Source organism: Streptomyces sp. NPDC057694 (assembly GCF_042799415.1).
GTDB lineage: Bacteria > Actinomycetota > Actinomycetes > Streptomycetales > Streptomycetaceae > Streptomyces.
This window is the reverse complement of sequence record NZ_JBHVIX010000007.1, coordinates 113,943-121,793: the sequence shown is the minus strand read 5'-3', so window position 1 is coordinate 121,793 and position 7,851 is coordinate 113,943. Positions and strand designations below refer to the sequence as shown.

Genomic DNA, 7,851 nt, shown 5'->3' with positions numbered 1-7,851 from the left:
CAACCGTCCGGGCGTCGTTTCTTCGGTCTCACCCCACTAAGAAGAGAACAAAACAAAAAACAGCCACCCGCCGCCCACCAACACCTCCACCCCCCCCCCGCCGATATGCCGAAGGCTTACTTACCCTTGGCGGCTTCCTTGAGCTTGGAGCCCGCCGAAACCTTGACGCTGTAACCGGCCGGGATGTTGATCGGCTCGCCGGTCTGCGGGTTACGCGCGGTGCGAGCGGCACGGTGCGTGCGCTCGAAGGTCAGGAAGCCGGGGATGGTGACCTTCTCGTCGCCCTTGGCAACGATCTCGCCGACGGTCTCGGCGAACGCGGCCAGCACGGCGTCGGCGTCCTTGCGGGTCACCTCGGCGCGGTCGGCCAGCGCGGCCACCAGCTCACTGCGGTTCATGTTTGTACTCCCGTGTTCTTCTTGCCGTTGAGGCGTGCCACGCGGCGCAAGGCCGCATGTTGGGCAACAACGAATCCGATGCTGCCAGGGTCTCGGTCAGGCCCAGGACCCGGGTCCGTCGTCCGAACCCTCGCGCCCGAAGACGCATCCTGCCCCCACCAGCGGCGGTAAAGCCAATCCGGCACCCGTGGGGGTCACACGGAAAGCGCCACCGCCCGGGACCGGGGCGGGCCGGGGGGCCTGCTTCCCGGCCACCCTAGAGGGCCGATGAGGGCCCCGCATTCCGCGACGCGCCGGTCCTCAGGCGGTCGTGGCGCCTGTCACAGCCGCTCCGGCCGCCTTCGCGGCGTCCCGGACGGCCCCCGCCACAGCACCCGCGACCTTGTCGTTGAAGACGCTCGGGATGATGTAGTTCGGGTTGAGCTCGTCCTCGCCCACCACGTCGGCGAGGGCGGTGGCCGCCGCCAGCATCATGTCCGTGTTGACCGTGCGCGACTGGGCGTCGAGCAGGCCGCGGAAGACGCCGGGGAAGACCAGCACGTTGTTGATCTGGTTCGGGAAGTCGGAGCGTCCCGTGGCCACCACGGCCGCCGTCTGACGGGCGATCGCGGGGTCGACCTCGGGGTCCGGGTTCGCGAGCGCGAACACGATGGCGTTCTCGGCCATGGCGGCGACGTCGTCGCCCCCGATGACGTTCGGAGCCGACACGCCGATGAACACGTCCGCGCCGACGACCGCTTCCTTGAGCGTGCCGGTGAGGCTCTCAGGGTTGGTGTTGTCGGCGATCCAGCGCAGCGGCGAGTCCTTCTCGGCACCCTTGAGGTCCTCGCGGTCGGCGTGCACGACACCGTGGATGTCGGCCACCACCGCGTTCTTCACGCCGGCCGCCAGCAGCAGCTTGAGGATGGCGGTACCGGCCGCGCCGGCGCCCGACATGACGACCCGGATGTCCCCAATTGCCTTGCCCGCGACGCGAAGTGCGTTCGTGAGCGCGGCGAGCACGACGATCGCGGTGCCGTGCTGGTCGTCGTGGAAGACGGGGATGTCAAGGGCCTCGCGCAGCCGGGCCTCGATCTCGAAGCAGCGCGGCGCGGAGATGTCCTCCAGGTTGATGCCCGCGAAGCCGGGGGCGATCGCCTTGACGATCTCGACGATGGCGTCGGTGTCCTGGGTGTCCAGGCAGATCGGCCAGGCGTCGATGTCGGCGAAGCGCTTGAAGAGGGCCGCCTTGCCCTCCATGACCGGCATGGCGGCCATCGGGCCGATGTTGCCGAGGCCGAGGACGGCGGAGCCGTCCGTCACGACCGCAACGGTGTTGCGCTTGATGGTCAGGCGGCGGGCGTCCTCGGGGTTCTCGGCGATCGCCATGCAGACGCGGGCCACACCCGGCGTGTAGACCATGGAGAGGTCGTCACGGTTGCGGATGGGGTGCTTGGACTGCATCTCGATCTTGCCGCCGAGGTGCATCAGGAACGTACGGTCGGAGACCTTCCCGAGCGTCACACCCTCGATCTTGCGCAGCTCCTGGACGATCTCGTCCGCGTGGGACGTCGAGCTGGCCGCGATCGTGACGTCGATCCGGAGCTTCTCGTGGCCGGAAGCGGTGACGTCGAGGCCGGTCACCGAGCCGCCGGAGGACTCCACGACCGTGGTGAGCTGCGATACGGCCGTTCCGCTCGCGGGCACCTCCAGCCGGACCGTCATCGAGTAGGAGACGCTGGGCGCCGTTGCCATGGCCGACTTCCTCTGCTTTCACCGTGTAGCTATGGAGCTGTTTCCAGCTCTCTGCCGTCCGATCGTCGCACCTACCGTCGAGTACGTGGTAGTCGCATCGGATTGTGAACCTTACGTTCACGCGTATTTCGGAAACTGACTTCCACCATACGAGAAGTAGCCGCAAACAGAAAGAGGCCCACGTCACTTCCGTGACGTGGGCCTCTCTCGAACGACTACGACACCGACCCGCCATGCTCGCCTCGCGGCAAGTGGTCCCTCTGAGGGACGAAGGTTGGGCCCGGGGGCTTGGATCGAGCCGGTGCCGTCATCAACCGTAACACCGGAGACGCCGGACACAAGGGCCCGCGGGGATCAGTCCCGCAGCAGGTCCGGCACCCCCTGCGCGTCCGGTTCGTCACGCTCCCCGGAGACCACCGTGAGCTGCTGCGTCGCCCTGGTCAGAGCCACGTACAGCACCCGCAGACCGGCCGGGGACTCGTCGGCGATCTCGGCCGGGGAGACCACGATCGTGGCGTCGTACTCCAGGCCCTTGGCCTCCAGCGAACCGAGGGCGACGACCCGGTCGCCGAGCCCGGCCAGCCAGCGGGCCGCCTCCTTGCGGCGGTTCATCGCCACGACGACACCGACGGTGCCGTCGACCCGCTCCAGGAGCCGTGCGGCCTCCTCCCGGACGGTGTCCGCCACCTTGTCGCGGACGGCCACGAAGCGCGGCTGGACGCCGGTGGAGCGGACCGCGGCGGGCGATGTGGAGCCGGGCATCGCGAGGGCGAGGACCTTCGCCGCCAGGTCGGCGATCTCGGACGGGTTGCGGTAGTTCACCGTCAGCTCGAAGCGGCGCCGCGGACGGCTGCCCAGCGCCTCGTCACGGGCGGCCGCCGCCTCGTCGGGGTCGGACCACGAGGACTGCGCCGGGTCGCCGACGACCGTCCAGGTGGCGTGCCGGCCGCGACGGCCGACCATCCGCCACTGCATCGGGGTCAGGTCCTGCGCCTCGTCGACGATGACGTGCGCGTACTCGGTCCGCTCCTGCGCGAGGCGCTCGGCCCGCTCGTACTGGGTCTCCTCGCGTACGGGCATCAGCTCCTCCAGACCGGTGAGCTGGTCCAGTGGGTCGTACTCGCGCCTGCGCCTGGGTCGGGCCGGGGCGCCGAGCACGGCGTTCAGCTCGTCCAGCAGGGCGATGTCGTGCACCGAGAACGCCTCGCGGCGCAGCGACCGGGCGAGCTTGCGCACCTCGCCCGGGTTCAGGATCCGGCGGGCCCAGCGGCCCAGGCGCCGCTCGTCGGACATCGCGGACAGCACGGCGCGCGGGGTCAGCTCCGGCCACCAGGCGTCCAGGAAACGGATGAAGTCGTCCTCGCCGGTGATGTCCTCGTCGAAGGACGAGCGCAGCTCCGCCGCGAGTTCGGGGTCCGTGTGCCGGCCGCCCGCGCCGGACTGCGACCACAGCGCGTCGAGCAGCAGCTTGCGGGCGCGCGGGCGCAGGTGGTTGACCGGCGCGGTGCCGCCGAGGGCCGCGTGCCGGATCCGGGTGAGCTGCTCGGCGTCCAGTTCGAGGCGGCGGCCGAAGGCGACCACACGGAGCCGGGTGGGGGTGCCCGCGGCCGGGGCCGAGGCCTCGCCGCTCTCGTCGTCCTCGCCGAAGGCCAGCTGCTCCTGCCGCGCGGGGGCCGGGCGTCCCGAGTCGAGCGCACCCCGCGCCGCCTTGCGCAGCACGTGCAGCATCCGCGACGAGCCCTTCACGCGGGCGACCGCCGGGCTGTCGTACTCCGTGGCCTCCGCGCCGCCGGGACCGTCCGCGCCGTCGTAGAGCGAGCCGACCGCGCGGATCGCGACCTGGCCCTCCTCGCCGAGCGAGGGCAGCACGCCCTCGGTGTAGGCCACGAGCAGCGGCGTCGGCGAGACGATGAGGATGCCGCCCGCGTACCGGCGCCGGTCCTGGTACAGCAGGTAGGCGGCGCGGTGCAGGGCGACCGCCGTCTTGCCGGTGCCCGGTCCGCCCTCCACGTACGTCACCGAGGCGGCGGGGGCGCGGATCACCAGGTCCTGCTCGGCCTGGATGGAGGCGACGATGTCCCGCATGGAGTGGCTGCGGGCCTGGCCGAGGGCGGCCATCAGGGCGCCGTCGCCGATCGCGGGCAGCTCCTGGCCGTCCAGGAACGCAGTGATCTCCGGGCGCATCAGGTCGTCCTCGACGCCCAGCACCCTGCGGCCCTTGGAGCGGATGACCCGGCGGCGCACCACCCGGCCGGGGTCCACGGGCGTCGAGCGGTAGAACGGGGCGGCCGCCGGGGCCCGCCAGTCGATCACCAGCGGCGAGTAGTCCGCGTCGAGGACGCCGATCCGGCCGATGTGCAGGGTCTCGGCGATGTCCGCCGTGTTGTCCTCCCGTACGGCCCCCTCGGCGGGCTCGACCGCCGTGTACGCGCCGTCCGGTCCCTTCTTGCCGTCCTTGCCGGGCAGGAGGTCGATCCGGCCGAACAGGAAGTCCTCGAACTCGTTGTTGAGCCGGTTGAGATGGATCCCCGCGCGAAAGACCTGCGCGTCCCGCTCGGCGAGTGCGCCGGGGGTGCCGACCTGGCCGCGCTTGGCGGCGTCGTCCATGAGGAACTCCGCCTCGTGGATCTTCTCTTCCAGGCGGCGGTAGACGGCGTCGAGGTGCTTCTGTTCGACGCCGATCTCACGGTCGCGGACGGAGTCCATCGTGCTGCGGTCCACCGCTGAACCGTGCTGAGCCTGAGCGGCCACCGGGCCCCCTTCTGACGTGCTGGGCAGCCGTCAAAGGTACGCGAAAGGGGCCCGCTGAAGCTACGTACTGAAGGTCACGGCTGAAACAGGTCCCGGGGCCTGTCCGCCGCACGCCCTAGGCGTTCACCTCGACGAGCCGTTTCCCGTCCAGCGTCTCGACCTCGAAGTGGTCGATCTGGTCCCGGGTGAAGGCCGCGCCGCCGTGGACGTAGAGCGGGTACCTGGCGCTCTGGTGGGTGCTGCTCGCGATGCCGTAGCCCCACTTCGGGACGGCCCAGGTGGTGACCGTCTCGCGTTCGCCGTTCTTGCCGACCGCGACGAGGGAGCACTTGAGCGGGCCCTTGACGTTCTTCAGCTCCAGGACCGTGTGGGTGCCCCACGCCTTCTTCTCCATGCCGACGGTCGCGCTCACGTTCGTCGTGGCATCCGTGGCCCTCACCTTGTCGGAGATGTGCTGGAAAGCGTCCTCGGCGGGGCCCGCGGAGTGGGCCGTGACGGCTCCGCCGCCGCCGTCGCCGGTCGCCGCCAGGACCGTCAGCGGGCCGCCGACGATCAGGGCCGCGGCGGCCGCCACCAGATACAGGCCGCGGCGGCGCTTGCCCGCCCGCTTGCGGGCCACCTCGTCGACCAGGGTCTCCGCGAGCCGCGGGCTCGGCCGGGCCGCGAGGGACTCACCGACCACCGGGGTCGCGCGGCCGGGCGGTACGTCGGCGAGGGCGGCGAGCATCGGGCCCATGCCCGCGAACTCCTCCAGCTGCCGCGCGCACCGCTCGCAGCCCGCCAGATGGGCCTCGAACGCGGTCGCCTCGGCGTCGTCGAGGACCCCGAGCGCGTACGCGCCGACCGTCTCGTGCACATCGCCGGGCGGCTGCTCCCCGTAGCCCCCGTGTCCCCCGTACCCGGTCGTCATGCCGTCACCCCCCGCTCCTCCAGCGCCAGCTTCATCGAGCGCAGGGCGTAGAACACCCGTGAGCGCACCGTCCCGCTGGGGATGCCGAGCGTCTCGGCCGCCTCGTTGACCGTACGCCCCTTGAAGTACGTCTCCACGAGTACTTCCCGGTGGGCAGGGGTCAGGTCCTCCAGGGCATCGGACAGCGTCATCAGCCACAGCGCCTTGTCGATCTCGTCCTCCGCGGGAATGACCTCCAGCGGCGACGGATCGACCTCCTGCGGCCGGGCCTGCCGGCTGCGGTGGCCGTCGATGACGATGCGCCGGGCGACCGTCACCAGCCAGGGGCGTACCGAACCGGTCGCACGGTTGAGCTGACCGGCGTTCTTCCAGGCACGGATGAGCGTCTCCTGCACGACGTCCTCGGCGCGCTGCCGGTCCCCCGCCACCAGCCGCAGCACATAGGCCAGCAGGGGACGCGCATGCTCGGCGTAGAGCGCGCGCATCAGCTCCTCGTCCGGCTCCGGGGGCCGCGGCGCTCGATGTCGGGCCCGGGGCGGGCGTTCATCGGCCACGGCGGAATCCTTGCGCACGCCTACCTCCGGTGTCCCCAGTTCTGCCATGTCCTGTGGCTGGGCTCACGACGGTGATACGCAGATGAACGCGCCCGTGTTCAAAGGGAGTTGGGACGGGAGTTGAGATGCACCGTGCACATGGGTGGATGTCAGGCCCGGGCCAGGGCCGCCCGGCGGCGGTGTCTGGCCACCCGCTCCCGGTTGCCGCACACCTCACTGGAGCACCAGCGGCGACGGCGCCCGCGCGAGGTGTCGAGGTAGATGATCGGGCAGTTGTCGCCCTCGCACTGGCGCAACGCACCGCGCGCGGACGGGTCGGTGAGGAGGTCCACCGCGTCGCGGGCGACGGCCGCGAGCAGGGCCGGACAGCCCGGCGCCGCGTACAGGGAGCGGACCAGGGTGCCGTCGGCGGTACGGACCGCGCAGGGGGCCGGCGGGGCGGCGCGGGCGAGGAGGTTGACGCGTTCCAGGGCGGCGGGCGCGGGGCGGCCCGCGAGTTCGCCGCGGACCAGTCGGCCCACCTGGCGCCGCAGTTCGTGGAACGCGACGAGCCAGGGCGCGGACGGGGCGAGGTCGGCGCCCGCCGGTATCAGGCCGGCGCCGACCAGCCAGGCCCGCAGACTGTCGGGGGAGGTGAGGCGTTCGACGGGGTGCGCGGTGGCGACCAGATCCAGGCAGAGGCGTCCGGAGTCGAACCGCAGCTCCCAGAGAGAGGGGCGAGAGGGGTGGGGGGACCCTGTGGGTACTGCTGCCATGTCCTCTACAGTGCCCGCCTCGGGGCTACTTGGGAATGTGCGGGGGCGGGTCGTCGTGCAGAAGCCGCTCGAAGCGGACGTGGTCGCGCCAGGCGCCGTTGATGTGAAGGTACTTGGTCGACAGGCCGTACCGCTCGAAGCCGCACTTGGCGAGGACGCGCTGGGACGCGTAGTTGTCGGTGAGGGTGCCGGCCTCCACGCGGTGCAGGCCGAGCTCGTCGCGGCAGATGCGGATGATCGCCTCGACGGCGGCCGTGGTCAGGCCGCGGCCCGCGTAGTCGCCGTCGATCCAGTAGCCGAGGCTGGCGCTGCACAGCGGGCCCATGACGAGGCCGTTGAGCGTGAGCCGGCCCATCACGAGCCCGTCGGCCGCCGTGTCGACCAGCACCCAGGTGGGACTGTCCTTGCCGGTGAGCCGGGGCACCTGCCCCTCGGCGGTGTAGAACTCCGGCTCACGGTGCGGCTCGGTGGCTCGCAGGTGGTCGATGTTGCGCACCTGCGCCTCGGCCAGGGCCTGAGCGTCGTCGACCGTGGCGCGACGCATCTCGATGTCGGGGGCGATCAGCATGCCCGTACGGTACGGGGTCCCTCGGTTGTCGATCGTCCGCGGCCCGGTGGCCTCTTCTCGCGCAGTTCCCCGCGCCCCCGGGGCCCCGGAGAGAGGGTCTTCTTTCACGGAGGGGGGGGGGACGGGGGCGACAAAACAAGAAGGAAAAACACAAAAAAACCGCACGCACCCCTGTGGGAGA

At 71.3% G+C, this 7,851-nt stretch carries 7 protein-coding genes; all 7 read right to left on the bottom strand.

Annotated elements, in window-relative coordinates:
- Positions 1-116: 116 nt before the first annotated feature.
- The 7 genes from ACFVDP_RS18315 to ACFVDP_RS18285 all read right to left on the bottom strand — a co-directional run bounded on the left by ACFVDP_RS18315 (position 117) and on the right by ACFVDP_RS18285 (position 7,670).
- On the bottom strand, positions 117-398 hold the full coding sequence (locus tag ACFVDP_RS18315; protein WP_016645140.1) for an HU family DNA-binding protein: 282 nt from the start codon (positions 396-398) through the stop codon (positions 117-119).
- Positions 399-698: 300 nt separating this feature from the next.
- Complete coding sequence (locus ACFVDP_RS18310) at positions 699-2,132, bottom strand: NAD-dependent malic enzyme (protein ID WP_383490584.1); 1,434 nt, start codon at positions 2,130-2,132, stop codon at positions 699-701.
- A 354-nt stretch (positions 2,133-2,486) separates the two neighbouring features.
- Positions 2,487-4,883, bottom strand: coding sequence for a HelD family protein (locus tag ACFVDP_RS18305; protein WP_383490582.1), 2,397 nt, complete (start codon positions 4,881-4,883; stop codon positions 2,487-2,489).
- A 115-nt stretch (positions 4,884-4,998) separates the two neighbouring features.
- The gene (locus tag ACFVDP_RS18300) at positions 4,999-5,793 is read right to left on the bottom strand and encodes an anti-sigma factor family protein (RefSeq protein ID WP_383490580.1); all 795 of its coding nucleotides are present in this window, start codon (positions 5,791-5,793) and stop codon (positions 4,999-5,001) included.
- Positions 5,790-6,395 carry a sigma-70 family RNA polymerase sigma factor gene (locus ACFVDP_RS18295; protein ID WP_353942880.1) on the bottom strand — a complete coding sequence of 202 codons (606 nt, stop codon included), beginning with the start codon at positions 6,393-6,395 and terminating at the stop codon, positions 5,790-5,792. The genes ACFVDP_RS18300 and ACFVDP_RS18295 overlap by 4 nt, the downstream gene beginning before the upstream one ends.
- Positions 6,396-6,496: 101 nt before the next feature.
- Positions 6,497-7,102, bottom strand: coding sequence for a CGNR zinc finger domain-containing protein (locus ACFVDP_RS18290; protein ID WP_383490578.1), 606 nt, complete (start codon positions 7,100-7,102; stop codon positions 6,497-6,499).
- 25 nt (positions 7,103-7,127) lie between these two features.
- Positions 7,128-7,670 carry a GNAT family N-acetyltransferase gene (locus tag ACFVDP_RS18285; protein WP_383490576.1) on the bottom strand — a complete coding sequence of 181 codons (543 nt, stop codon included), beginning with the start codon at positions 7,668-7,670 and terminating at the stop codon, positions 7,128-7,130.
- Between the last annotated feature and the right edge of the window lie 181 nt (positions 7,671-7,851).